Source organism: Belnapia sp. F-4-1 (assembly GCF_000802185.1).
In the GTDB taxonomy this organism is placed as follows: domain Bacteria; phylum Pseudomonadota; class Alphaproteobacteria; order Acetobacterales; family Acetobacteraceae; genus Belnapia.
Genome location: NZ_KN676113.1, coordinates 1,087,150 through 1,110,739, shown reverse-complemented (window position 1 = coordinate 1,110,739; position 23,590 = coordinate 1,087,150). Strand labels below are relative to the sequence as shown.

23 protein-coding genes and 2 pseudogenes are annotated in these 23,590 nt (G+C 67.5%); 18 read left to right on the top strand and 7 right to left on the bottom strand.

The genetic code is table 11. From position 1 onward, the window contains the following. Positions 1-141: 141 nt before the first annotated feature. Positions 142-1,500 carry a LysR family transcriptional regulator gene (locus tag LH62_RS05410; RefSeq protein ID WP_201445424.1) on the bottom strand — a complete coding sequence of 453 codons (1,359 nt, stop codon included), beginning with the start codon at positions 1,498-1,500 and terminating at the stop codon, positions 142-144. Here LH62_RS05410 and LH62_RS32850 point away from each other — a divergent pair. The 14 genes and pseudogenes from LH62_RS32850 (at position 1,421) to LH62_RS29040 (ending at position 16,006) form a co-directional block, all read left to right on the top strand. After that, complete coding sequence (locus LH62_RS32850) at positions 1,421-1,585, top strand: alcohol dehydrogenase catalytic domain-containing protein (protein WP_408735074.1); 165 nt, start codon at positions 1,421-1,423, stop codon at positions 1,583-1,585. The two genes, LH62_RS05410 and LH62_RS32850, sit on opposite strands and share 80 nt — an antisense overlap. 67 nt (positions 1,586-1,652) lie before the next feature. Beyond that, positions 1,653-2,669, top strand: coding sequence for a zinc-dependent alcohol dehydrogenase family protein (locus LH62_RS05405; protein ID WP_043359777.1), 1,017 nt, complete (start codon positions 1,653-1,655; stop codon positions 2,667-2,669). Positions 2,670-2,737: 68 nt separating this feature from the next. Further along, complete coding sequence (locus LH62_RS32635; RefSeq protein ID WP_144404385.1) at positions 2,738-3,070, top strand: antibiotic biosynthesis monooxygenase; 333 nt, start codon at positions 2,738-2,740, stop codon at positions 3,068-3,070. Between the two features lie 202 nt (positions 3,071-3,272). Then, positions 3,273-4,406: a LysR family transcriptional regulator gene (locus tag LH62_RS29050; protein ID WP_082012365.1), complete on the top strand. Its 1,134-nt coding sequence runs from the start codon at positions 3,273-3,275 to the stop codon at positions 4,404-4,406. A gap of 295 nt (positions 4,407-4,701) precedes the next feature. Continuing rightward, positions 4,702-4,875: pseudogene (locus tag LH62_RS29045) on the top strand (TniB family NTP-binding protein); the annotation flags it as partial. Between the two features lie 60 nt (positions 4,876-4,935). Next, entirely contained in the window at positions 4,936-6,423 is a 1,488-nt protein-coding gene (locus LH62_RS05400) for a sugar ABC transporter ATP-binding protein (protein WP_043359774.1), read from the top strand. Beyond that, entirely contained in the window at positions 6,401-7,369 is a 969-nt protein-coding gene (locus LH62_RS05395) for an ABC transporter permease (protein ID WP_043359772.1), read from the top strand. The genes LH62_RS05400 and LH62_RS05395 overlap by 23 nt, the downstream gene beginning before the upstream one ends. A 72-nt stretch (positions 7,370-7,441) precedes the next feature. Continuing rightward, positions 7,442-8,404, top strand: coding sequence for a substrate-binding domain-containing protein (locus LH62_RS05390; RefSeq protein WP_043359770.1), 963 nt, complete (start codon positions 7,442-7,444; stop codon positions 8,402-8,404). A 2-nt stretch (positions 8,405-8,406) separates the two neighbouring features. Further along, on the top strand, positions 8,407-9,462 hold the full coding sequence (locus tag LH62_RS05385) for a sugar phosphate isomerase/epimerase (protein ID WP_043365225.1): 1,056 nt from the start codon (positions 8,407-8,409) through the stop codon (positions 9,460-9,462). Then, entirely contained in the window at positions 9,425-10,615 is a 1,191-nt protein-coding gene (locus tag LH62_RS05380) for a Gfo/Idh/MocA family protein (RefSeq protein WP_052213735.1), read from the top strand. The genes LH62_RS05385 and LH62_RS05380 overlap by 38 nt, the downstream gene beginning before the upstream one ends. Before the next feature lie 193 nt (positions 10,616-10,808). Further along, positions 10,809-10,976, top strand: a complete 168-nt coding sequence (locus LH62_RS31000) for a hypothetical protein (RefSeq protein WP_160299775.1) — start codon at positions 10,809-10,811, stop codon at positions 10,974-10,976. A 418-nt stretch (positions 10,977-11,394) separates the two neighbouring features. Then, positions 11,395-14,511: an endonuclease/exonuclease/phosphatase family protein gene (locus LH62_RS05375; protein ID WP_082012363.1), complete on the top strand. Its 3,117-nt coding sequence runs from the start codon at positions 11,395-11,397 to the stop codon at positions 14,509-14,511. 139 nt (positions 14,512-14,650) lie between these two features. Beyond that, positions 14,651-15,268: a DDE-type integrase/transposase/recombinase gene (locus LH62_RS32630; RefSeq protein ID WP_369796820.1), complete on the top strand. Its 618-nt coding sequence runs from the start codon at positions 14,651-14,653 to the stop codon at positions 15,266-15,268. Continuing rightward, positions 15,258-16,006: pseudogene (locus tag LH62_RS29040) on the top strand (IS5 family transposase). Before LH62_RS32630 ends, LH62_RS29040 begins: the two are co-directional and overlap by 11 nt. Before the next feature lie 13 nt (positions 16,007-16,019). Here the strand turns inward: LH62_RS29040 and LH62_RS05365 are convergent. Beyond that, a complete protein-coding gene (locus tag LH62_RS05365; protein ID WP_043359764.1) occupies positions 16,020-17,207 on the bottom strand; it encodes a multidrug effflux MFS transporter in 1,188 nt (395 codons plus the stop codon). Between the two features lie 325 nt (positions 17,208-17,532). Next, complete coding sequence (locus LH62_RS05360) at positions 17,533-18,276, bottom strand: aspartate/glutamate racemase family protein (protein ID WP_201445423.1); 744 nt, start codon at positions 18,274-18,276, stop codon at positions 17,533-17,535. A gap of 108 nt (positions 18,277-18,384) precedes the next feature. Here LH62_RS05360 and LH62_RS05355 point away from each other — a divergent pair, with 108 nt between their 5' ends. The 3 genes from LH62_RS05355 to LH62_RS05345 all read left to right on the top strand — a co-directional run bounded on the left by LH62_RS05355 (position 18,385) and on the right by LH62_RS05345 (position 20,186). Further along, positions 18,385-18,801: a rhodanese-like domain-containing protein gene (locus tag LH62_RS05355; protein ID WP_043359761.1), complete on the top strand. Its 417-nt coding sequence runs from the start codon at positions 18,385-18,387 to the stop codon at positions 18,799-18,801. A gap of 12 nt (positions 18,802-18,813) precedes the next feature. After that, on the top strand, positions 18,814-19,281 hold the full coding sequence (locus tag LH62_RS05350; protein WP_201445422.1) for a DUF3237 domain-containing protein: 468 nt from the start codon (positions 18,814-18,816) through the stop codon (positions 19,279-19,281). A gap of 71 nt (positions 19,282-19,352) precedes the next feature. Further along, positions 19,353-20,186 carry a c-type cytochrome gene (locus LH62_RS05345; RefSeq protein ID WP_043359757.1) on the top strand — a complete coding sequence of 278 codons (834 nt, stop codon included), beginning with the start codon at positions 19,353-19,355 and terminating at the stop codon, positions 20,184-20,186. On the opposite strand, the gene LH62_RS05340 is transcribed toward LH62_RS05345, so the two are convergent. Genes LH62_RS05340 through LH62_RS05325 form a run of 4 tightly spaced genes read right to left on the bottom strand, consistent with a single transcriptional unit; the run spans position 20,183 to position 23,168 of the window. After that, a complete protein-coding gene (locus tag LH62_RS05340; RefSeq protein ID WP_043359755.1) occupies positions 20,183-20,863 on the bottom strand; it encodes an amino acid ABC transporter permease in 681 nt (226 codons plus the stop codon). The genes LH62_RS05345 and LH62_RS05340 overlap by 4 nt on opposite strands. Positions 20,864-20,867: 4 nt before the next feature. Continuing rightward, positions 20,868-21,548, bottom strand: a complete 681-nt coding sequence (locus LH62_RS05335) for an amino acid ABC transporter permease (protein WP_043359753.1) — start codon at positions 21,546-21,548, stop codon at positions 20,868-20,870. A 1-nt stretch (position 21,549) separates the two neighbouring features. Next, positions 21,550-22,299, bottom strand: coding sequence for an amino acid ABC transporter ATP-binding protein (locus tag LH62_RS05330; RefSeq protein WP_043359751.1), 750 nt, complete (start codon positions 22,297-22,299; stop codon positions 21,550-21,552). Positions 22,300-22,301: 2 nt separating this feature from the next. Then, positions 22,302-23,168, bottom strand: a complete 867-nt coding sequence (locus LH62_RS05325; protein WP_052213733.1) for a transporter substrate-binding domain-containing protein — start codon at positions 23,166-23,168, stop codon at positions 22,302-22,304. Between the two features lie 172 nt (positions 23,169-23,340). On the opposite strand from LH62_RS05325, the gene LH62_RS05320 reads away from it, so the two are divergent. Continuing rightward, positions 23,341-23,559, top strand: coding sequence for a hypothetical protein (locus tag LH62_RS05320; RefSeq protein ID WP_043359749.1), 219 nt, complete (start codon positions 23,341-23,343; stop codon positions 23,557-23,559). Positions 23,560-23,590: the final 31 nt, after the last annotated feature.

Genomic DNA, 23,590 nt, shown 5'->3' with positions numbered 1-23,590 from the left:
GATGCACCGGCACCCCGCCCAGGCGGCATTGTGCCTGAACGGCATGCCCAAGCGTAACGGCTCAACCGCAGCCGGGACACCCGCCCCAAATCCCAGCGGCTCCGCTGCACCAACGCCGCCCTGGTGAAGAAGCTGACCAAGTCAGCGTCCAAAGCCGGTCACTGCTTCGAGGCCCCGGTCCCAGTATGGCTCCGGCCCGAATCTCACAACCAGCCAGTCGATAAACGCCCTGACTTTGGGTGCGAGCTCTCGAGAGCTTGGGTAGAGCACCCATAAGGTTTGCGTTGAGACAAGCGGGTACTCCGGAAGCGCGGCGACCAGCGCGCCGCTTCGGATCTCCTCAGCTGCGCACCAAGTGGCCATAAGCGCGATCCCAAGCCCAGCGCACGCGGCATCGCGCACGGCGCCACCGTCGTTGATCCGCAAGGTAGGCATCACCTGCCGCTCTATGGTCCTTCCGTCCACCCCTTTGAACGTCCAAAGGTCGAGAGTACCGACGACGAGGCAGGTGTGGTTCGTAAGGTCGTCCGGTGACCGTGGGCGACCACGCCGCGCGATGTAGTCCGGCGATGCGACCAGCACACGCCGGTCGGGCGCAAGCCGCCGTGCAACGAAGGACGAATCCCCAAGCTCCGCATAGCGAACAGCAACGTCGAACGCGCCCTCCACGAGGTCGACAACGCTGTCCGAGATGCGCATGTCGAGAATAAGCTCCGGGTAGCGGCTACAGAATTCTCGAAGGCCTGGCACAATGTGCATGCGCGCGAAGGAGGCCGGGGCCGCCACGCGGAGCGTGCCGCGAGGTGTCGCCTGCTCGCGCCCGAGCGCCGCGCGCGCGGCCAGTGCCGCATCCAATACATGCTCAGCATGCGGCAGGAAGGCTATCCCGTCCTCGGTCAGGGTCGCTTGCCGTGTTGTGCGATGGAGCAGGCGCGCTCCCAGCCGCTTCTCGAGCGCTGCAAGGCGCGCGCTCGCCCCCGCTGGGGTGACATTGAGGTCACGTGCTGCAGCGCTGATGCTGCCAAGCCGGGCGATGCGCACAAACAGGTTCAGGTCACTGATGTCCACGGTGTGGCTTCCCAGGTCAAGGTTGGCGCCGGCATCAACTGGAGCGTGATTTTTGCTGCCGGAGCAGGCCGATCCACCCGCGCTCGCAGCTGTCTCAGCTGCGGACGCGACCATCAAGCCATGTCTGGGCTTCGCTATGGTCATTTTCAAGAGTTTCTTGAAACTGATCCATGAGAACGCCGGCTTCTGCAGTTTCTTCAGAGGGATCAAATGGGTGATGACAAGTGCGACGGACCCCTCAAGGCAGGAGCCATTCATGCATCCCAATGTGGTCGAGGCCTTCGGAGAGCCTGGCGTCTTTCGGATCGCGAACTTGCGCAACCCTTGGCCAAACCCAGGCGAGGCGGCGGCGATAGCGGCCACCAGCGTAAACCCTGTCGATTGTAAAATCCGGCGCCAAGGCCGCTCGCTCGCGCCAAGTCCGCCGGCCATCCTCGGCTGCGGCATTGTCGGCACAGTGCTCCCATTAGGCGCCGACACGAGCGGCGTACACCTCTGCCGGTCGGCTTCCCGATGACCCGGCGCCAGCTTTGAGCGGGGCCCTACAAGTCACCGAGTGGTTCACTGCTGAAAAGGAATCTACCATGTCCCAAACCATGAAGGCTGCCGTTCTCACCCGTTTCGGCGGGACGGATGCATTCGAGCTGCGCGAGGTTTCGGTACCGCCAGTCGGGCCGCACCAAGTGCGAGTGCGCGTGCACGCGACCGCCGTAAACCCGCTGGACTGCCAGATTCGTCGTGGTGACTACACGGATTACGTGCCACTACCCGCCATCATCGGCCACGACATCTCCGGCGTCATCGAAGAAGTCGGGCCCGATGTTACCGAGTTCGGGATCGGCGACGAGGTCTACTATACACCAAAGGTCTTCGGTGGCGCCGGCTCTTATGCCGAGCAACACGTCGCTGACGTGGAACTGGTTGGCCGCAAACCCAGAAACCTGTCCCACATCGAGGCCGCGAGCCTGACACTCGTGGGAGGTACCGTTTGGGAGGCATTCGTTCAACGAGCGCAGCTCAAGATTGGTGAAACCGTACTGATTCATGGCGGGGCGGGCGGCGTAGGGACGATTGCGATCCAGATCGCCAAAGCGATCGGGGCACGGGTGATCACAACGGCACGCGCCCGCGATCATGATTTCGTACGTTCCCTTGGAGCAGACGAGGCAATCGACTTCACCGCGGAGGACTATGTAAAGGCGGTTCTTCGACAAACTGATGGGGATGGCGTCAATGTCGTCTTCGACACCATCGGTGGTGACACGCTGACACGGAGCCCGCTGACGCTCTCCGCCTATGGACGCGTCGTCAGCCTCGTCGACATTGCGCAACCTCAGAACCTCATCGAAGCCTGGGGCAAGAACGCCGCTTACCATTTTGTCTTCACACGTCAGAATCGCGGGAAGCTCGACGCGCTGACCAAGTTGATTGAGCGGGGTCTGGTGAAGCCTGTCATCGGCGCGACGTTTCCGCTCACGCGCATGAGCGAGGCGCACGATCTCCTGGAAAACGGGAGCGCGCGCGGCTTGCGTGGAAAGATCGTGATCGACGTGTCGGGCGAGGCGGAAGCTTTGTACTCCGGCCAGCAGGCCGCTGCCTGACACGTTGCAAGGGCGACCGGCCGCTTCCTCGCCAAAGCCAGTCGTTCGCCCCAACTGGAGCGGATCAGATGATCACCGAACTCGCGCTTCTTCGCCTTCTCCCTGGCTCCGGCTCGGCGTTCACGGCTGCGTCCGCTAGTGCTTCTCCGCTACTTACCAGCGCCGACGGCTACATCCGACACCGCCTCGTTTCAGCGCTCGAGAGTACCGATCTTTACCTGCTAGCAGTGGGCTGGCGGGACGTGGCAGCCCACACAGGAGGATTCGAGAACAGCGAAGCCCACGCTCGCTTCATGGCGCCTCTCAAGACGCGGCTCTCCGGCGACCCTATCGTCCTCCATGTGAGGCGGGGCCGCAGCGCGACGCCGAAAGCGTCGCCGCAACCGAGTCTCAGTTGCTGATGGCTTATGCTGTCTCGCGGCCTCACGCCGCCTCGTAGCAAGTTCGTTTTCAGGGCATCACCGAGATTTTGAAGGGTCTGTCGCCAAGCGCTCAGGCTGGGCGAAGACGGCGCTGATCCTGCGGCCGCTGTACGCCTGCCGCACAATTCACGGCGCCTTGCTCACCCTCGCGACACACCGTGTCGCATGACAGGACCGCGACATGGACATCGAAGAGTTACGAACCTTCGTACAGGTCGCCGACGCCGGAGGTGTGACACACGCGGCACGGCGGCTCGGCGTATCCAAATCGATTGTCAGCCGACGTCTCGCCCGCATGGAGGCAGATCTCGGCGTCCAACTGCTGGCGCGAACCACCCGGGGCGCGGTGCTTACGGAGGCTGGGCTGACGTTTCGAAGCCATGCCACAAAAGTCTGCACGGAAATAGATATCGCGAAGGAAGCAATCTCATCTGCTGGTAGTTTGCGCGGGCTTCTGCGCGTGACGGCACCACTGACCTTGGGGGTCAAATACTTTGCTCCAGTGCTCGCAAGTTTGGCCTGCCGGTATCCGGAGTTGCATATCCATGCGTGCTACACTGACAGGTTCCTTGACCTGGTGGCGGAAGGGTTCGATTGCGCGATCCGATGCGGCCGTCTGGCCGACTCGAGTTTGCGCGCAAGGCGTGTCGGGCACATGTGTGCCAAGTATGTCGCCAGTCCAGCCTACATCGACAAGCATGGGTCGCCTGAAACACCTGAGGAGATGATGCATCATCAGGCGCTTATGCAGGGCACTGAGATTTGGCTGACAATGGATGGCGACAAGCTCATTGAGATGAGACCGAACGGTCGGTTCAAGGGCGACAGCGCTCTCGCGCTTGTTTCTGCGGCTTTGGCTGGCCTCGGGATTGCCAAGCTTCCAGTTCCCTCGATCGAGGAGCACCTTGCGTCCGGAGCTCTTGTTCCTGTCATGACGCGCTACCCGGTTCCGGTGCAAGGCATCTTTGTAGTCCGTCCGCCGGGTGCACACGCGCCGCGCAAGGTGCGGGTGCTGACAGAGATGCTTAGAAGCTGTGCGCGGTTAAAACCCCTGCTGAGCCAGGGTTTGCGCGGCGAACTGACATGCGATGATGGAGGTCATCGCAATCACGACATGCCCCGCAATGAGGTTTGCGGCGCGACCGTAAACGATGTTGAGCAGCGGGTATCGGCTGTGCCAAGCGAACAGCCGCCCGACAACCCACCCGATGCCATTCGGCAGGAAAGGCGAGGAAGGCCTCGCTGGTCATGCAGTACGGGAGAAGCGGCTAGGCCGGTGCTGCGCAGTCCTGCGGTGAAAGCGGTGGCGCGTTAGCGACCGTGTGGTGCGGCATCCACCAGACGCTCCCCCTGCGGTCCCCGGCCATGGGGCTGGAGGCATTGCCAAGTTCTCGGCATCATCCGGGCCGTGCCAGTCGCCAGAAGTGTGAGATTTGTCTTCCAAGGGAGCAAGCCTTCTCGCTGCCGCTATCGCCTGAGGACGGTTGTTACCCAGCGGCCAGCACCGGTTTTGGTTAAGGTGCATCATGGAGGCAGCGATATTTCGGGGACCGCAGTACAGCAGGTGCGGGTTCAGCTCAGGTAGCGGAATGGACTGAGAGCGTTGGACCAGCCACCCAAGGGCGGAGCTGGTGCTCGAGACGATGGGTGAGTTGCTGACCTATCCGCAGCGCAACCGCGTGTTCAGTCTGCTGGCCCAGCATCGGACTGGCATGGGCAAGGCCACGATCCTCCAAAAGTTCTGCCGCAGTTATCCCAGGCATGCTGCCCTGGAGGAAGGGTAAGGGACTTCCGAAGCGGGCTGGCCCTGTGGCAGCCTCGAGCGGGACCAGCCGGGGATGGGAATGAGCATTGCTGTCCGCTTCGACGGGTTGGTGAAGGAATTCGGCCCGGTCCGCGTGCTGCACGGAGTCAGCTTCGAGCTGGCGCCGGGGCGGGTCTATGGGCTGCTTGCCGAGAACGGCGCCGGCAAGTCGACCTTGATGAAGATCCTCGCCGGCTACGAGCAGCCGACCGGCGGCGAGATGCTGCTGGATGGCGTGCCGCAGCGCTTCCGTAGCTCGCGCGAGGCGGAGAATGCCGGCATCGTGCTGATCCACCAGGAGTTCAACCTGGCCGAGGATCTCACCATTGCGCAGAACATCTTCCTCGGCCATGAGCTGCGCCGCGGCTGGTGGCTGGATGAGCGGACGATGCGCGTCGAGGCCCAGCGCGTACTCGGCCTGGTCGAGCTGAGGCGCGACCCTGATACGCCGGTGCGCCGCCTGATCGTCGCCGAGAAACAGCTGGTCGAGATCGCTCGCGCCCTGGCGCGGCAGGCGCGGCTGCTGGTGATGGACGAGCCGACCGCGACGCTGACGCCGGGCGAGACGGAGGCGCTCTTCGCACTGATGGCGCGGCTGAAGGCGGAGGGTGTGACGCTGCTCTACATCTCGCACAAGCTGGACGAGGTGGAGCGCGTCACCGACGAGGTGGTGGTGATGCGCGACGGCCGCTTCGTCGCGCGCCGCCCGACGCGCGAGGTAACGCGTCAGGAGATGGCGAGCCTGATGGTTGGGCGGGAGATGTCGGACCTTTTCCCACCGCGCGACCCGGTGCCGGGGGGCGCGGCGCTGCTTGCGGTGCGCGGGCTGACGGTCCCGGGCTGGGCGGAAGGCGTCTCATTCGAGTTGCGCGCGGGCGAGATTCTCGGCTTCGCCGGGCTGGTGGGCGCTGGGCGGACAGAGCTGTTCGAAGGGCTGCTCGGGCTGCGGCCGGGGAGCGCCGATGCTGTGACGCTCGAGGGCCGACCTCTCCGCATCCGCAGCCCGCGCGAGGCGGCGGATCAGGGCCTCACCTATCTCAGCGAGGACCGCAAGGGGAAGGGGCTGCATGTCGCGCTCGGCCTTCGCGAGAACCTCACCCTGATGGCGCTGCGGCGATATGCCGCACCCTGGCTCGATCGGGCGGCCGAGCAGCAGGCGTTGGAGGCCGCCGTCGCCGATTTCGGCATCCGCGCAGGCTCGACGGCGGTGCGCGCGGCCTCGCTCTCGGGCGGCAACCAGCAGAAGCTGGCACTCGCCAAGGTGCTGCACCCGGTGCCCAGGGTCGTCGTGCTGGACGAACCGACGCGGGGCGTCGACATCGGCGCAAAGCGGGACATCTATCTGCTTATCCAGCGGTTGGCGCGCGAGGGGCGGGGGGTGATCGTCATCTCCTCGGAACTGATCGAGCTGGTCGGGCTTTGCCATCGCGTTGTCGTGATGCATGGAGGGCGAGCCGTTGCGGATATCGGCCCCGGCCGGCTGACCGAGGAGGAACTCATTGCCCATGCAACGGGAACACGCCATTAGGCTGCGGCTCTCCGGACTCGGCCCGGTCCTCGGGCTGGTGCTGCTCTGCCTCGCCGGTGCGCTGCTGAACCCGGATTTCGCCTCCCTCGCCAATGCGCTGAACGTGCTGACGCGCACCGCCTTCATCGGCATCATCGCGGTGGGGATGGGCTTCGTCATCATCTCGGGCGGGATCGACCTCTCGGTGGGGTCGATGGCGGCGCTGATCGCAGGCGCCGTCATCCTGGTGATGAACGCGCTCGGCGCGGGGGGCTTCGGGCCGGTGCCGGCGGTCGCCATCGGGATGGCCTTCGCGGTGGTGCTGGGCGCCAGCTTCGGCCTCATTCATGGACTGCTGATCACGCGTGGTGCGATCGAGCCCTTCATCGTGACGCTGGGGACGCTTGGCATCTTCCGCGCCGTGCTGACCTGGCTGTCGGATGGCGGCGCCATCATGCTCGACAACGACCTGGCCGATGCCTACAGCCCGGTCTACTACGCCGCGCTGCTCGGCATCCCGGTGCCGATTTGGGTCTTCGTCGTGGTGGCGCTGCTCGGCGGGCTGGTGCTGAACCGCACGGCCTATGGGCGCTACGTGCAAGCCATCGGCTCCAACGAGCAGGTGGCCCGCTATGCGGCGGTCGATGTCGACCAGGTGAAGCTGATAACCTATGGGCTGCTCGGCGCCTGTGTCGGCATCGCAACCTTGCTCTACGTGCCGCGCCTCGGCTCCGCCTCGCCGACCACCGGGCTGCTGTGGGAGTTGGAGGCGATCGCCGCGGTGATCGTCGGCGGGACGGCGCTGAAGGGCGGGGCGGGCAGCGTGCTCGGCACGGTGGTGGGGGCGGTGCTGCTCTCGGTGATCGGCAACATCCTGAACCTCACCAGCATCATCTCCGTCTATCTCAATGCGGCGGTGCAAGGACTTGTCATCATCGCAGTTGCCTTCCTGCAGCGACGGCGCTGAAGCAGGGCCTTGATGCGGCGCCTTCGGCGATGCTCAACTGGCGCCAAACAGAGATGGGAGCGAAACCACCCCATGTCCATGCTCATCGGCCGGCGCCTGCTCGCCGGCGCCGCAGCGGTGCTTGCTGCGCCGGGCCTCGCGCTGGCGCAGGGGGCGGTCAATCTCGGCGTCGCCATCCCGACCGCGACGCACAGCTTCACCGCGGCGATCGTCTGGTGGGCGAACAAGGCGAAGGCGGATCTCGAAGCGGCGCACCGCGAACTCAAGATCACCGTCAAGACCGCCGCCAATGCGGGTGAGCAGGCGAACCAGCTGCAGGACCTGGTCACCGCAAACCGGATCAACTCGCTGGTGATCTTCCCCTTTGAATCGGGCGCGCTGACGCGGCCGGTAGTGCAGGTGAAGAGCCGCGGCGTGTATGTGACGGTGGTGGACCGGGGCCTGACCGACACGGCGGCGCAGGATGCCTATGTCGCGGGCGACAACTCCGCCTTCGGCCGCGTGCCGGCGGAGTACATCGCCAAGGCGCTCGACGGGCGCGGCAATGTCGTGGCGCTGCGGGGCATCGCCACGACGCTCGACAACGAGCGGATGGATGCCTTCAACGCCGTGCTGAAGAACTATCCCGACATCAAGCTGCTCGATGCCCGCTACGCCAATTGGAACCGCGACGACGCATTTCGCGTGATGCAGGACTACCTGACGCGCTTCCGCCAGATCGACGCCGTCTGGGCGGCGGATGACGACATGGCGGTCGGCGTGCTGCGCGCCATCGACCAGGCGAAGCGGATGGATATCAAGCTGGTCTTCGGCGGTGCCGGTGCGAAGGGGATGATCAGGACGCTGATGGACGGCAGCGACCCGCGCATCCAGGCCAATGTCTCCTACTCACCGAAATTCATGTACGACGCCATCAAGCTCACCGCCGAGGCACGGCTGAAGGGCGAGCGGCTGCCGCCGACCACGATCATCCCCTCGGTGCTCATCACGAAGGAGAATGCGAAGGACTTCTACTTCCCGGACTCGCCCTTCTGATGATGCGCACGATCAAGGGCCCGGCGATCTTCCTCGCCCAGTTCGCCGGCGATGCCGCACCCTATGACAGCCTGCCTGGCTTGGCGCGCTGGGCGGCGGGGCATGGCTACAAGGGCGTGCAGATTCCGAGCTGGGATGCGCGGCTCATCGACCTCGGGAAGGCCGCGGAGAGCCGTGACTATTGCGACGAGCTCCGCGGCACGCTCAGCGAGGCCGGGGTGGAACTCACCGAGCTGACGAGCCACCTCCAGGGCCAGCTCGTCGCCGTGCATCCCGCTTATGACCTCGCCTTCGACGGCTTCGCGCCGCCGGAGCTGCGCGGCAAGCCGCAAGCCCGGCAGGGCTGGGCGGTGCGGCAGCTGCTGCTGGCGGCGAAGGCCTCGCGGAACCTCGGCCTCGCGGCGCATGGCACCTTCTCCGGCGCGCTGGCCTGGCCCTTCCTCTATCCCTGGCCGCAACGGCCGGCCGGGCTGGTGGAGGAAGCCTTTGACGAGCTCGCGCGGCGCTGGCGACCGATCCTCGATGCCTTCGAGGAGGCGGGCGTCGATCTCTGCTACGAGATCCATCCCGGCGAGGACCTGCATGATGGCGTGACCTTCGAGATGTTCCTCGAGCGGCTCGGCGGGCATGCGCGCTGCAACATCCTGTATGACCCAAGTCACTTCGTGCTGCAGCAGCTCGACTACCTTGCCTATCTCGACATCTACCACCCACGCATCCGCATGTTCCACGCGAAGGACGCGGAATTCCGGCCGAGCGGGCGCCAGGGCGTCTATGGCGGCTTTCAGCCCTGGGCGCAGCGGGCCGGCCGGTTCCGCTCGCTCGGGGATGGGCAGGTGGATTTCGGCGCCGTCTTCTCGAAGCTCTCGCAATACGGCTTCGACGGCTGGGCGGTGCTGGAATGGGAGTGCTGCATCAAGGACAGCGAGCAGGGCGCGGCCGAAGGGGCGCCTTTCATCGCCCGGCACATCATCCAGGTCGCGGCGCGGGCCTTCGACGACTTCGCGGCGAGCGGCGCCGATGCGGCGACCAACCGCGCGCTGCTCGGGCTCGGCTGAGATGGCGCGGCGGCTGCGGCTCGGCATGGTGGGCGGCGGGCAGGGCGCCTTCATCGGCGCGGTGCACCGCATCGCCGCTCGGCTGGACGACCGCTACGAGCTCGTGGCGGGCGCGCTCTCCGCCGATGCCGGGCGGGCGCGTGAGAGCGCCGCGGCGCTGCACATCGCGCCCGACCGCGCCTATGCCGATTTCGAGACGATGGCGGACCACGAGGCGGCGCGCGAGGACGGCATCGACGTCGTTGCCATCGTCACGCCGAACCACCTGCATGCCGCACCTGTCCGCGCCTTCGCCGAGCGCGGCATCCATGTGATCTGCGACAAGCCGCTCACGCACAGCCTCGAGGATGCGCTGGCGCTGGAGCCTCTGGTGCGGCAATCCGGCATCGTGTTCGGCCTCACGCACAACTACACCGGCTACCCGATGGTGCGGCAGGCGCGCGAGATGGTGGAAGCGGGCGAAATCGGCGCCATCCGAGTGGTGCAGGTGGAGTATGCGCAGGGCTGGCTGGCCACGCCGCTCGAGGAGACGGGCCAGAAACAGGCCGCCTGGCGCACCGACCCGGCGCGCTCCGGCGCCGGCGGCAGCGTCGGTGATATTGGCACCCATGCCTTCAACCTGGCGGAATTCGTCAGCGGCCTTGCCTGCGAAAGCCTGGCGGCGGAGCTGACCAGCTTCGTCCCCGGCCGGCGGCTGGACGACGATGCGCGGATGCTGCTGCGGTTCGCGGGCGGCGCGCGGGGGATGTTGTGGTCCTCCCAGGTCGCGCTCGGCCATGAGAACGGGCTGCGGCTACGAGTGTATGGCGAGCGCGGCAGTCTCGCCTGGGCGCAGGAGGAGCCGGAAGGGTTGGTCCACGCCCCGCTCGGCGAGGCGCCGCGGCTGCTGCGACGCGGCGGGCCCGCGGCCTCCCCTGCGGCGGGGCATGCGAGCCGCATCCCGGGCGGTCATCCCGAGGGCTATCTCGAGGCTTTCGCCCAGCTCTACCGCGACCTCGCCGAGCAGATTACCGCGCGGCTCGAGCACCGCGCGCCGGACCCGGCCGCGCTGCGCGTGCCAGGCCTGGCGGAGGGGTTGCGCGGCATGCGCTTTATCGCGGCGGCGGTGGAGTCCAGCCAGCGCAATGCGGCCTGGGTTCCGCTCCTGGGCTGACGCCGGGAGTGCGCCGGCCGCCGCGGGGCAAGGCGGCCGGTTTCAATGCCCATAAAGTTCGTATTGCTTCCCATGACGGCCAGCGAAGGTGGCACGGCGAAAGTGGTCTGCCTTTGGTGTTGGCTTTCGACGGATCCATCATGGCTGACGTGAAAGGTGATCACCAACGGCGGTAACGGAGGTTGTGGCTCATATGGCGAAAAGCCACGTCACCATCGAGCACTGGGCCCTTTCTCTGACGCGTCGGGGCCCATCAACCTGGAACAAGCCGCGCACCATGGATCTCCGCTTTGAGATCTGGCAGCGCATGCACGAGATCGCGCAGGCGCTGGCTTGCATTGACGACCGGCAGATGCAGTAAGCGCTGTTCTTTCGATGTTGCTTAGGATCCGCCGGTAACGCAGCCGCCACATCACTACAAGGTCGATCACATCCGAGAGGCAGTGGCTGTGGTTCAGTGCGCCGCCGCTACGCTCGTTGAGTTGCTTGCCGCCGGCTCGGCCGCGGGACCGGCGGTAGCCTAGGGCGGTGCACTCAAGCCGCTTCGTCACCAAAGCGGAGCCGCAGGCTACATAGTTCCATTATCGGCCCCCGTTTCCTCCTCCCGGGAGCTTGCGAGTGCTGCTCCGGCCAGCCAAACGGGCTTCCCGCACAAGATCTTATGGATTCTGTTGAGAAAGCGGAACGCGTCGGCCGTAAGTATAATGTCATGACACGATCACATGCTGACGCAGTGCTCAGGTAGTATTAAGAATCGTTAAATATTCGGGGTGGGACGTATGGCTTGGATTAATGAGATTCATTATGACAATTCTGGTACGGACGCTGGCGAGTTTATCGAAGTTGCTGGCGCTGCCGGCACCGACCTGGCCGGCTGGAGCCTCGTCCTGTACAATGGATCCAATGGCCAAGCCTACAATACCCGTAGCTTGTCAGGTGCTATTCCTGACCAGCAGAATGGCTTCGGCACCCTCGCCCTGACCTATCCGGCTGACGGCATCCAAAATGGTACCCCGGATGCAGTCGCCTTGGTGGATGCGACTGGCCGGACCGTCCAGTTCCTCAGCTACGAAGGCCGGGTGACCGCGACAAATGGGCCCGCCAACGGCCTCACCAGCACCGATATCGACGTTGCCGAAACCAGTTCCACGCCGGTTGGCCAGTCGCTGCAGCTCAAGGGGAGCGGCAGCGCCTACGATGATTTCGCCTGGACCACGCCGGACGACGACACGCCTGCTGCGTCGAATGCCGGCCAGACCTTCAGCCCCTCCGGCGGCGAAGACCCGGACGATCCCGCGCCGCCTGCCTTGACCGACATCTCCGCCATCCAGGGCAGCGGGCAACGCTCCGCCTTCGAGGGCCAGTCCGTCACCACCCGTGGCATCGTCACGGCGATCGACACCAATGGCAGCCGCGGCTTCTATCTCCAATCGCCGACCGGCGACGGCAATGCCGCAACCTCGGACGCCGTGTTCGTCTTCACCAATGCAGTGCCCGCCGTGGCGGTGGGCCAACTGGTCGAGGTGACCGGAGAGGTCGAGGAGTTCCTCCCCTCCGGCGCCGCGGCAGGCAGCCTTCCCACCACCGAGATCGTGGCGACGGGGGCCAATGCCTACACCGTGGTGGACGCTATGCCTGATGTGAGCGTCACGCCGACATTGATCGGCGGCCCCGCCGGACGCCTGCCGCCGACCGAGGACTTGGCCGCCGGCGCCAGCTTCCTCGAAAGCCTGGAGGGCATGCTCGTCACCCTCGCGGCGCCGACCGCGGTCGCGCCGACGAACGGCTTCGGCGAGATCTACACCGCCGTTGCCGGCCCGGACGGCCAGCCTTATGGCACCGGCTTCTCCGCACGCGGCACCCTCAACATCGATGGCGGGACGCCCGCCTTCGGCGACACCAATACGGTCGGGGGCGATTTCAACCCTGAGCGGTTCCAGCTTGATCCGGATTCCGGCGTCCTGCCCGGCTTCGACGCGCCGGCCGTCGATGTCGGAGCCCGCATCTCCGATGTGACCGGCATCATCAACTACGACTTTGGCCAGTATCAGGTGGTGCCGACCCAGGCCTTCGAGGTGACGGCGGCCAGCTCCCTGCAACGCGAGACCACCGCGCTCACCGGCAGCGCCGACCGCATGACCGTGGCCACCTACAATGCCGAGAACCTCGATCCCGGCGACGGCGCAGCACGCTTCACCACGATCGCAACCGAGATCCTGAACAATCTCGGCTCGCCGGATGTCGTCGCGTTGCAGGAAATCCAGGACAACGACGGGCCGACCAATTCGAATGTCACCTCCGCGTCGCAGACGCTGGGCCAGCTTGTCCAGGCGCTGAATGCCGCTGCGCCGGAGGGCGTGGAATATGCCTTCGCCGACAACCCCTTCGTCAACGACGATGCGGTGGGAGGCCAGCCGGGCGGCAACATCCGCAACGCCTTCCTGTACCGTACCGACCGCGTCGATCTGGTGGAAACCTCGCTTCGGACCGTGGCTGCCGATGGCACTGCCATCACCGAGCCCGGCAGCTATGCCGACCAGGCGACCAACCCGGACAATCCCTTCTATGAGTCGCGCGTGCCGCTCGCGGCGGATTTTACCTTCAATGGCGCGACGCTCACCGTCCTCAGCAACCACTTCACGTCCAAGGGCGGCAGTGCCGCGCTGCTGAACGAGGAGCAGCCGCCCTTCAACGGTGGCGAGGTGCAGCGGGCGGCGCAGGCCCAGGCAGTGAACAGCTTCGTCGATGGCCTCCTGTCCGCCGATGGCGATGCCAAGGTGGTCGTCGCCGGCGATCTCAACGAGTTCGAGTCCGAGGAGCCGCTGGACGTCCTGGAAGGGCTCGCCCGGATCGACAATTACGATGTTCCCGGCGATGACCCGATCGCCGCCACGGCAACCCTCGTCCCCGGTGGCGAGCGGGTGCTGTTCGACCAAGTCGAGACGCTGCCCGAGGACGAGCGCTACGGCTATGTGTTCGAGGGCAACTCCCAGTCGCTGGACCATATCCTGGTCAGCGGCTCGCTGCGGCAGGTGGCGGAGTACGACATCGTCCATATCAACTCGGAATTCGCGGTCCAGACCAGCGACCACGATCCTTCGGTGCTGCGGCTGACGATCGGCGGCAACACGGGCATGCCGGGCGGCACGCCGGGGAACGACACCCTCCGCGGAACCGACCGAGATGATCGGCTTGACGGCGCTGCCGGGAACGACGCGCTCAACGGTATGGGCGGCAATGATGGCCTGCTCGGCGGTTCCGGGAACGACACCCTCCGGGGCGCTGCCGGCAACGATACGCTGGACGGCGGTGAAGGCAGCGACACCGCCGACTACGTTCTCGCCACCCAGACGGTCGTGGTGGATCTCGCCGCGGCGCGAGCCAGCCAGGACGGGCAAGGTGGCCAGGACCGGCTCACCGGCATCGAGAATGTCATTGGTGGCCCGGGCAACGACACAATCCGTGGCGACGCGGCTGCGAACCGTCTGGTTGGGGGTGCCGGCAACGACGCCATCAATGGAATCGGCGGCAATGACGCCATCAACGGGGGCGAAGGGCGTGACATCCTCCGCGGCGGGGCAGGACAGGATATTGTCACCGGTGGTGCGGGCAATGACACCTTCACGATCTTCGCGGCCGATCTCGCCGACGGCACGGTCGACACGATCCTCGACTTCGAAGGGGCTGGTAAGCCCTACTCGTCTTCCAACACCGATATCCTGCGCTTCGAAGGCTTCGATGACAGCGCAAGGCTCACGGTGGCATCGGTCTCGCCCGATGGCAGCCGGTATCTGTACAACATCATCGACGATACCGGAGCCGTGGGACGTTTCATCCTGGTTTCAGGAACCGGGGCGGGCCTGAGTGAGGGTGCCAGCGATTACCTCTTTGCCTGAGGGGAATGTATCCGATGAAGCCGATGCGCGGCGGGCTGTGAAGGCCAAGCCCGCCGTGCAGTGGGCGCCCAAGTTCGGCCAGGAGTTCGCCAACCGAATCCGGCGCAGACTGCCCCATGCCGGTGCAAGCGGCACCCCAATGAGGCCGCCATCAAGATCGCTGGGGTACAGCACTGGCTCTGGCGTACCGTGGATCAGACAGGAATCCTGCTCATCCAGAGCCGGCACGACAGGCGGGAGGGGATGCCCGGTGTCGAGCGCCGCCAGCACGGGGGGTTTGAACAATCGAGCCGAGAATTCACATCAGCTGACGCGACGACGTGAGCGGCAGATGCGGCGCTTCGAATCAGCCCGGCAGGCACAGCGCTTTCTTTCTGGTCACGACCAGATCGCCAATATCTTCCGTCTTCACCGCCACCACGTCACGGCCAGTGAACACCGGCCGCAAGGGCGCATGCATTCGAAACGTGGGCCGACATCAGCAGGGCTGCCACCGTGGCCTGAGTTCTGCTCCCCATCGCGCTTGGCTGGCCATCTCGGTCAGCCTCGGGCCAACAACTTGACAGTGCCGTGCGCCAAGCCGAGGCCGGAGCCGGGCCAGGCTTCCGCGCCGTGCCTGCACCCTCATCTGCCGTCATCGGCAGCGGCTCAAGCCCCGCGGCACCGCCCTAGGCTCGAAACCCAATCAGGTGTTGGTGTGACGCGTTGGGTTGTGACTCAAGCTCTGGGTCATCGGAGTTTGGGTCATGGCGGGTAAGTTCTGGCTGTCGGACCGGCAATGGGCGGCGATTGCGCCGCTGCTGCCTGTGAACCAGCCCGGCACGCGGCGGATTGACGACCGTCGGGTGATCAGCGGCATCGTGCACATGCTCCGCAACGGCGGGCGGTGGCAGGACTGCCCGGCCTGCTACGGGCCGCCGACCACCATCTACAACCGCTACCATCGCTGGTCGGGGCGGGGCATGGGCTGGCATGCTGGCCACCCTGGTCCAGGCCACGCTGGGCGGGATGCATCTGATCGACAGCACCACCGCCAGGGCGCACCGCTCGGCCGCGGGCGGAAAAGGGGGGCGACCGCCAGGCCATAGGCCGCTCGCGCGGCGGGCGGAGCACCAAGATCCACCTGGTCGTGAACGGCGCAGGCCGCATCCTCGCCGTCACCGTCACCCCTGGCCAGATGGGCGACCTCCGGCCCGCCCACGGCCTGTTAGCCAACCTGCCGCCGCCTGACCGACTACTCGCCGATACCGCCTATGGCAGCAACGGCTTCCGCCACTTCCTGCTCGGGCGCGGCACCACACCCGTCATCCCGAACAACCCAACCCGCAAGAACAGGCACCCCTTCGACAAGCGCGCCTACAAGGCGCGCAACATCATCGAGCGCGCCATCGGGAGGCTCAGGGACCGGCGCCGCATCCATACCCGATACGACAAGCTCGCCGCCAACTACGCCTCAGCCATCGCCATCGCTGCCATCCTCCACGGATGGACCTGATTGGGTTTGAAGCCTAGCCCGCCGGCCTGCGCCGCAAGGCAATGCGGAAGGCAAGCTGCGCCGCGAGGCTCGCCCCCGCCAGCACCGCGGCGGCGGCCAGCGCCGGGTCCCGCCCCAGCCCGGCGAGCGCCGTGCAGAGCGCGCCGATGCCCATCTGCGCAAAGCCGTAGAGGCCGGAGGCGGAGCCGATCACCTTCGGGTTGACGCTCACCGCCCGGGCCAGCGCCGCCGGGCTGGCCATGCCGATGCCGAGGGTGAAGACCAGCATCAGCCCGAGCATCGGCGCGAGGCCGAGCCGCCCCGCCAGCACCAGGCCGAGGAAGCCGAGCGCCGCCGCACCGCTCAGCGCATTCGCGCCCAGCAGCAGCCGTTCCGTGCCGAAGCGCGCCGCCAGCCGCCCGGTCATCAGGTTGCCGGCCGCCATGCCAAGGATGATGAGGCCGAGGCAGAGCCCCACCTCCTGCGGTGGCCGGTGCAACTCCCCGGTCAGGATGAAGGGCGCCGCCGCTACGAAGGCGTAGAAGGAGGTCGTCGCGCAGCCTCCGCCAACCGCAAGGCCGAGAAAGGTGCTGGAGCCGATCAGCGCCCGGTACTCGCGCCCCAGCAGGCGCGGGTTCACCGGCCCGGCCGGCCCGCCCGTCTCCGGCAGCAGCCGCCAGCAGAGGGCGATGCCGAGCGCACCCATCGCCGCCAGCAGCAGGAAGATCGCCCGCCAGCCGAGCGTCGCCGCCATCGCCCCGCCCAGCATCGGGGCGAGCCCCGGCCCGACCAGCATCATCAGCGTCAGCAGGGCGAGGCGCCGCACCGTCTCCTCCGGTCCTGCCGTGTCGCGCACCATGGCCCGGCCCAGCACCAGCCCGGCACAGCCGCCGAGCGCCTGGAAGAGCCGCGCCGCCACCAGCGCCCCGGCATTCGGCGCCAGCGCCGCCGCCAGCCCGGCCAGCGCGTAGATCGAGAGCCCCGCCATCAGCACCGGCCGCCGCCCCAGCGCATCGGCCAGCGGGCCGTAGGCGAGCTGCCCGAAGGCGAGGCCGAGGATGTAGAGGCTGATCGTCATCTGCATCGCACCGAGCCCGGCGCCGAGGTCCCGCCCGGCCTCGGGCAGGGCGGGCACGAAAATATGCATCGCCATCGTGCCGCTGAGGGTGATGAAGGCCAGCAGCCAGAGGGGCGGTCGCTTCGGCTGCTCGGTCTCGGCCATGGGGGGAAGCCTAGTCCCCACCCGCCGCTGCCGCCAGAAGTCGCGGCTCAGCCCGGCGAGGACGCCCAGCCGCACCTCGTATCGGCAGCTGCACCCCATTCAGGCTGACCGTCACCCAATTCTGCTCCGGCATTCCCCCCGTCACCGCCATGGTCCACGGCGTCCAGTCCCCGGGCGCCGGCACATGGCCGAGGGCGAGGCGGTGGAGCCCCGCCACCTCCACCCACCGTGCCAGGGCTGGGACACCGAGAAGGATGCTGGAATCGGGGGTGCTCGTGCCGGAACGGGTGAGCCGGCATTGACGCCGCATCAACAAAGAAGATTGTTAATATTTTCGAGGCATGCCTTCGAGCCGGAAGAGCTGCCCCCAGCCCGCCAGCCCTCCCGTCGGCGCCCCTGCCGCCCGCAAGGCAGCCCAGAGCGACACGGCAATGCTGTCCAGTACCGGGATGCCCGTCTCCGCCTCCAGCGACGCCACAGCCCCGGCGCCACGGAAATTGGTGCAGTGGATGGCGATCGCCTCCGGCCCGGCCTGCGCCACCTCCCGCACCAGCTGCGCGACCAGCGCCTCCGGATGATCCGCGAAGCTGAAGTTGCCCGGATCTTCCAGGTGCCGCTCTGCCACCACATCGAGGCCGGCTGCCGCCCAGCGGGCGACGATCGCCTCCTGCACCGCGCCGAGATAGGGCGTCACCAGCCCCAGCCGCCGCGCGCCGAGCAGCGTCAGCGCCTCCATCAGCGCCAGCGTCGCCGTCACCGCCGGGATGCCGGTCGCGCGCGTGATGGCCTCGCAGATCGCCCGGTCCTGCTCCAGCCCCAGCCAGGCGCCGGAGGTGCCGTTCCAGCAGATCGCCTGCACCCTGGCATCTGCCAGCAGCCCCGCCGCCTCCAGCATCGGCCCGGTGTCGAACTGCGCCCGCGATCCGGCGCCGAGATCGATCGCCACCACCCGGATCCGGGCGAAATGCGCCGTTACCCCCGGCAGCCCGGCGAGCATCGCCGCCGTCACCGGCTCCAGCACGGTGTTGGAGGAGGGGGTGAGCATGCCGAGGCGGATCGGAGCGTCCATGCCGGAATGGTCGGACCTCGGGCCGGGCCGGTCAACCGGGAAGCCGGATTGCCCTGCGGCGGCGGGCCGCCCATGCTCCATCCGAACCCCGTGCAGAGGAGACGCCGCATGCCCGGTGTGCCCGATATCCGTCCCCGCGACACCTGGGAGGCGCTGGTCCAAGACCCCGCCACCATCCTCATCGATGTCCGTACCGACGCGGAATGGAATTTCGTCGGCCTGCCGGACATCACCGGGACGGGCAAGCAACTCCTGCTCATCCCCTGGCAGGTCTATCCCTCCATGCAGGTGAACGGCGCCTTCGCCGAGCATCTGCGCAAGGCCGGGCTGACGGCGGAGAACCGCCTCTACTTCATCTGCCGTTCCGGTGTCCGCAGCCTCGCCGCCGGGCAGGCTGCGCAGTCCATGGGCTTCCCGCACGCTTTCAACGTGGCCGATGGCTTCGAGGGCCCGCCCGACGAGGAAGGCCATCGCGGCCAGCTCGCCGGCTGGAAGGCCGAGGGCCTGCCCTGGCGGCAACGATAAGGAGGACTGGACATGACACCCTTGCCACTGATCGGTGAATTCCTCTTCCGCGCCACTCTCACGGTCGGCGCACCCCAGGCCGTGGGCGCGACACGGACCGGCGACCTCCGCATCGTCCCCGTCACCGGCGGCCGCATCGAGGGCCCGGCGCTGACCGGCGAGATCCTCCCTGGCACCGCCGCCGACTGGCTGCGCGTCGACCCGGACGGCACGGCGCATATGGATGTGCGGCTGACCGTCAAATCCGCCGAGGGCCACCACATCTTCATGCACTACAGCGGCATCCGCACCGCGGCGCACGAGGTGCTGGCGCGGCTGAACGCGGGCGAGCCAGTGGACCCGGCCGAGTACTACTTCCGCACCGCCATCCGCTTCGAGACCGGCGCCGCGCCGCTGGCCTGGCTGAACCGCATCCTCGCCATCGGCATCGGCCAGCGGCCGCCGAGCGGACCGACCTACGATGTCTATGCCGTGAAGTAGATGACTGCCGCACCGGTTGCGCCGGTGCATCGTCCTTGCTCTCTTGGCCGGACCAATAGGGGAGTGGAAGGATGCGGTTCTGGCTTGGATGGGGCCTGGCCCTGCTGCTTGGCGGACAGGCCCTGGCCCAGGAGGCCGCCCTGCTGGAGCGCGGCCGCACCCTGGTCGAAGGGATCGCCGCCTGCGGCAACTGCCACACGCCGAAGGGCCCGTCCGGCGAGGTGCCGGGCATGGCGCTGGCCGGCGGCCTGGTCATCGAGGAGCCGGGGCTGTTCCGCGCCGTCGCCTCCAACATCACGCCCGACCCCGAGACCGGCATCGGCCGCTGGACTGATGCTCAGATCGCGCTCGCCATCCGCGAGGGGCGGCGGCCGGATGGCAGCCTGATCGGCCCGCCAATGCCGATCGAGCTCTATCGCGGCATCGCCGACCGTGACCTCGCCGCCATGGTCGCCTATCTCCGCAGCGTGCCGCCGGTGCGGAACGCGACAGGGGCGTCGAGCTTCCAGATCCCGCTGCCGCCCTCCTACGGGCCGCCGGTCGGGACGGTGGCGATGCCGGCCGACAACCCGGTCTCCCGCGGCGCCTATCTCGCCGGACCGCTCGGGCACTGCATCGAGTGCCACAGCCCGGTCGGTCCTGACGGGCGGCGCGACTGGAGCCGGGCGGGCAGCGGCGGCCCGCCGATGGCCTCGCCGCTGGGACAGGTCGTGCCGCGCGACATCACCCCGAGCGGCATCGGCACCTGGACCGAGGCGCAGGTCTTCCGCGCCATCACCCAGGGCATCTCGGCCGATGGCCATCCGCTCGGCCCGCCGATGGCCTATGGCTACTACGCCCGCGTCAGCCCCGATGACCTGTCGGACATCGTGGCCTATCTGCGGTCGCTGCCGCCGGCGCCTTAACGCCGGCCGGCGAGCTGGCGGTTCTCCAGCCGCGAGAGCAACCGCACCACCGGCCAGAGCAGGATGAAGTAGATCACCGCCGCGGCCATGATCGGCGTCGCGTTGTAGGTGACGCTCTGCGCCTGCCGCGCCTGGAAGAGCAGCTCCGGCATCGCCACCACCGAGGCGATGGAGGTGAGCTTCACCACCTCCAGCGTGTTGGAGATGAGGTCCGGCAGCACGTTCCGCACCGCCTGGGGCAGCACGACATGCAGCATCGCCTGCGCCGTGGTCAGGCCGGTGCAGCGCGCCGCCTCCACCTGCCCGCGCGGCACGCTCTCGATGCCAGCGCGCAGGATCTCGCCGTAGTAGGCCCCGGTGTTGAGGAAGAAGCCGATGGCCACCGCCGTCAGCGCGTTCACCTCGAGCCCGGCGAAGGGCAGCCCGGCATAGACGAAGACCAGCAGCACCAGCGGCGGCAGCGAGCGGAACAGGTCGACCCAGGCGATCAGCGGCCAGCGCACCCAGCGGCTGTGCACCGTGCCGAGCAGGGCGAGGACCAGCCCGCCGATGAAGCCGAGCGGCACCACCACCACCGAGAGCAGCAGCGTGTTCAGCAGCCCCGCCCAGAGGATTGGCCAGGCCTGCTGCAGGATCTCGACCGAGAAGAAGGCCTGAAGGAAGTCGTCGAAGGTCATTGGCTCAACGCTTCCAGGCGAAGCGCGTCTCGACCCAGCGGCCGAGGATCACGACGGGCAGGAACAGCACGAGATAGGCGACCGCCCCGAGCGTCAGCGGCGTCGGGTTGAAGCTGAAGGAGACGCCGGCCTGCGCCGCGCCCAGGATCTCCTGCACCGCGACGACGGAGGCCAGCGCCGTCCCCTTGGTGATGGCGATGGTGCGGTTGGTCAGCGGCGGGATCACCATCCGCACCGCCTGCGGCAGCACGACGAGGGTGAAGGTGTCGAGGAAGCCGAGGCCCGTGCTCCGCGCCGCCTCCCACTGGCCCTTCGGCACGGCGGTGATGCCGGCCCAGAAGATCTCCTCGGTGAAGGCCATCAGCACCAGCGAGAGCGCCAGCCAGGCCGCCGCGAAGCCGGAAAGCGACAGCCCCGCCGCCGGCAGCCCGAAATAGAGCAACGCGATGATGACCAGCGGCGGCAGCGCCCGGAACAGGTCGACGACGAAGATGATCGCCCAGTTCAGCACCCGGATGCCGAGGCTGCGCAGCACGGCGAGCGCCAGCCCCGCCGCGACGCCGGCCAGGATGATGCAGGCGGCGAGCAGGATGGTGAGCCAGAAGCCCTCGATGATCTTCGGCAGGTACTCGGCGGCCACGCGCGCGTTGAAGAAGCTGTCGAGGAAGCGGTCCCAGTTGCTCATGCTAGTGGCGGGTGATCTGGCCGATGAAGGCGCGCGTCCGCTCCTGCTGCGGGTTGCCGAAGATCGCCTCGGGCGGCCCCTCCTCGACGATGCGCCCGCCATCCATGAACACCACGCGGTCCGCCGCCGCGCGGGCGAAGCCCATCTCGTGGCTGACGACGACCATGGTCATGCCGCTCTCGCGCAGCTCGCGCATCGCGGCCAGCACGCCGCCGACCAGCTCCGGGTCGAGCGCCGAGGTCGGCTCGTCGAACAGCATCACCCGCGGCTCGAGCGCGATGGCCCGCGCGATGGCGACGCGCTGCTGCTGCCCGCCCGAAAGCTGCCCCGGATAGTGCCCGGACCGGTCGGCCAGGTGCACCCGTTCCAGCGCCTGCCGCGCCTTGGCCTCCGCCGCCGCGCGCGACATGCCCTGCACCCGGCGCAGCGCCAGCGCGACATTCCCGAGCGCCGTCATGTGCGGGTAGAGGTTGAAGGACTGGAACACCATCCCGATCCGCTGACGGGCCTTGTTGATGTCGGTGCGGCGGTCGAGCATGTCGATCCCGTCCACGGTGATGCTGCCGTCGCTCGGCTCCTCGAGCCGGTTGAGGCAGCGCAGCAGCGTCGACTTCCCCGAGCCGCTCGGACCGATGACGAAGACCAGCTCGCGCTCCCGCACCGCGAGATCGACGCCCTTCAGCACGTGCAGGCCGCCGAAATGCTTGTGGATGCCGCGCGCCTCGACGATGGCGCCCCTTTGTGCCGGCATGGTCAGCCGCAGGCCGCGCGCACCGGGGTCGCGTCGTAGCCCGGCAGGTCGGGCGGGCCGTAGCCGGGGAAGCTGACGCGCTCCGCATCATCTGGCTTCGGCGCCGCGCCGAACCACTTCTCGGAGAGCCGGGCGACGGTGCCGTCCTTCTTGAGGCACTCGATCGCCTCTTCCAGCTGCGCCCGCATTGCCGTGTTGTCCTGCCGCACCGGCGTCCCCCAGTGGAAGCGCGTGCCCGGCAGCACGAAGTCGGCGATGAATTGCGGCGTGCGCGAGGCCGAGTACTTGACGACCGTGTTGCCCGAAAGGTTGGCATAGGCCCGGCCTTGCAGCACCGCCTGCACCGCATCCGGCTGGCTGTCGAAGGCGAGCAGCGTCAGCCCCAGCCGTTCGGCGTTGTTGCGCACCCATTGCTCGTAGGGCGTGCCCTTGTTCACGCTGATCGTCTTGCCGCGCAGATCCTCCTCCGAACGGATCGGCGTGGTGCCGCGCTTGATGCCGAATTGCAGCTCGGTCCAGAGATAGCCCTCGGTGAAGAGCAGGCTCTGGGCGCGCTCCGGCGTCACCGTCGTCGGCGCGCAGAGGAAGTCGTAGCGCCCCGCATTCATCGCCGGGATGAGGCCGGAGAAGCTGGCGCTGTCGATGACGAGCTGCCGCCCCAGCCGCTTCGCCACGGCGTCGAACAGGTCGATCTGGAAGCCCTGCACCCCGCCCTGGAGGCTCGGGAAGGCATGCGGCGCGAAGGTGCCGTCCACCGCGCAGCGCAGCGGCGGCTGGCCGCCGGCAGGCGCCCCGACGGTGGTCTGGGCAAGGGCCGGCGCGGCGAGCAGGCCGGCGCCCATCAGGGCGGCGAAAAGGGCACGGATCATGGGCGAGGGGGCTCCCGGCAGGCGAGGCCGGTACGATCCCGCATTCCATGCTGCAGCGCAACCGGGGGCCTTGCCACGAAATCGCCCCACCACCGGCCAGAAGCTGCCAAGGCCCGGGTGTTCTTATGACTGCACGGGCCGCCTGGCCCATCGATGAATGGAGCATCCCCGCATGCAACGGATCGCTTGCAGCCTGATCGGCGCCTCCCTGGCGATCATCTCGGCCCTGGTCGCCCTGCTGCTGTCCGACGCCTTCACCCCTGGCCGCGTGCCGCCGATGCTCGCCTTCTGGGCCGCCTGCGGCGCCGGCGGCATGCTGATAGCGGGGCTGATGGTGCTGGAGCGCACCAGCCGGGATCGCCACCCGGTCCCGGCCCTCTACGGCCGCTAGCAGCTTGTCGGATTCCCATCTGGCCTGAAAT